General features: G+C 35.3%; 2 protein-coding genes. Both read left to right on the forward strand.

All coding sequences use genetic code 11. The features are described from left to right. Nucleotides 1-183 precede the first annotated feature (183 nt). Nucleotides 184-963: an enoyl-CoA hydratase/isomerase family protein gene (locus ABY905_RS16720; RefSeq protein ID WP_372645942.1), complete on the forward strand. Its 780-nt coding sequence runs from the start codon at nucleotides 184-186 to the stop codon at nucleotides 961-963. A 63-nt stretch (nucleotides 964-1,026) separates the two neighbouring features. Beyond that, the coding region (locus ABY905_RS16725; RefSeq protein ID WP_372645944.1) for a 3-hydroxyacyl-CoA dehydrogenase family protein at nucleotides 1,027-2,154 on the forward strand (1,128 nt) is incomplete at its 3' end.

Consider the following 2,154-nt stretch of genomic DNA (forward strand, 5'->3'; position numbering starts at 1 on the left):
GGGTTCAAATCAAGAGGTTATTGTGTCAATATATTCTATCTTCATATTTAATTAAAGAAGTCACTTTTTTTTTTAAATTTATGATCTCTAACGCAAAGGTTTTCGGTAATTTGAATAATCTTTACTGTTACTTATGAATTAACGAATTAAATCATACCTAATACTTATACAACACACAATCTTATGAATTTTTCTTATCTGATTTATGAAGAAAGGGATGAGGTTGGTATTCTGACTTTGAACCGTCCGAACGCCTTAAACGCTCTCAATAATGAAGTCTTTGATGAATTACAGTCTTTTCTTGATTCGTTTAAACAGTCAAATAATGTTAGAGTTTTAATTATTACTGGTGCAGGAAAAGCTTTTGTTGCTGGTGCTGACATTAAAGCATTCCAAGATATGACTGTTCATGAAGGCTATGATTTTTCAGAGAAAGGTAAATCTGTATTTCGAAATATAGCTCAGCTACCTATTCCTGTTATTGCAGCAATCAATGGTTTTGCTCTTGGTGGTGGCCTGGAGTTAGCTTTAGCATGTGATATTCGTGTGGCCAATAAGGATACTCGACTAGGATTACCAGAAGCGTCTTTAGGTTTAATACCTGGATTTAATGGTACAGTTGAAGCCTTGAAACAAGTTGGATTAGGTCATGCTATGTATCTAATGATGACTGCCGGAGGTATTAAGGCGACTGAAGCTTATGACTTGGGATTGGTTCAACAATTAGCTGAGGCAGATCAGGTTCTTGATCAAGCCATTGATATGGCCAAGAAGATTGCAAAGAATAGCCCGAATGCACTTCGTTTATTAAAAACAGTTCTACGTGAAGGGAAAGAAATGACTCGCACTGATGCTGAAGCAATGGAATCCAGAGAATTCGGAAACCTATTTCAAGCAGATCAAGCTGAAAGAGTTGAAGGCGTTAACGCATTTATTGAGAAACGTAAACCAAACTGGAAATAATCACAGGCTTTTAGATTTGCAATTGTAAATTCAATATCTAAAATCCAAAATCAAAATAACAAAATGAACTACATTAATAAATATACAAACATAAGTCTATTAGGTGCTGCAGGTAAAATGGGAAGCGGTATTATGGCTCTTTTAGCATTCGAAGTTGGAAAACTTAAGATAGGTGCTAAACGCGAAGAGAGTTTCGTGATTAATGCGATTGATGTTTCTCCTGAAGCTTTAGAAGGACTTTTGAAATATTTGAAATCTCAGTTATTAAAATCAGGTGAGAAAAATATCGTAGAGCTTAGAGAGTGGTATAAAGATTCAGCTGAGCTAGTAGAAAATAAGCAGGTGATTGAAGCTTATGCCAACGATGTGATGGCAATGATCAAAACAAGCACACGTATTGAAACGGCTTACGATTCTCAGCTTGTTTTTGAAGCAATTAAAGAAGATAAAGGCTTAAAAGTGAAGTTGTTTTCACAGATTAAGCAGAACAATCCTGATACATGGTTTCTAAGTAATACTTCATCTATTCCTTTAGGCGAGATTGATAAAGAAGCCGGACTAAATGGTGATATCGTTGGTTTCCATTTCTATAACCCACCAGTAATTCAGAAATTGCTTGAAGTTATTCCAGTAGAAAATATCAATCCTGATTTGATTAAGTTTTCTGAAGAGTTAGCTAAATCGATGAGAAAGATTGTTGTTTATTCTAGTGATGTGGCTGGTTTTATTGGTAATGGTCATTTTATGCGTGATGCTTTATTTGCATTGGATCAAGCTAAAGGTATGACAAATGAGATTTCTTTGGCAGATGCAATTTATCGTGTTGACACAGTAAGTCGTGATTTATTACTTCGCCCAATGGGTATCTATCAATTGATGGATTATGTAGGAGTTGATGTGATGTGTTTCATTCTTAAGAGTATGCAAGCTGCTTTCCCACAAGAAAAATTATCTCATGAAATCTTGAGCCAATACATCGATCTTGGTGTTACAGGTGGCCAGTATTCTGATGGTTCTCAGAAAGATGGTTTCTTTCAGTATGAGAAAGGAAAAATCGTTTCGGTATATGATATAGATGCAAAAGCATATAAGGCTATTGCAGATGTGAAAATTTCTAATGAGGCTTATTTCACTCCTCAACCTACTGAGAAGTTGAATTGGAAGACTGTGATTCGTGAAAGAGAAAGAGAA

It is taken from the genome of Ancylomarina sp., assembly GCF_041555295.1.
In the GTDB taxonomy this organism is placed as follows: Bacteria; Bacteroidota; Bacteroidia; order Bacteroidales; family Marinifilaceae; genus Ancylomarina.

Excerpts from the sequence above, each read along its gene's own strand:
- ABY905_RS16720 (WP_372645942.1), top strand. The coding sequence starts at position 184 with ATGAATTTTTCTTATCTGATTTATGAAGAAAGGGATGAGGTTGGTATT.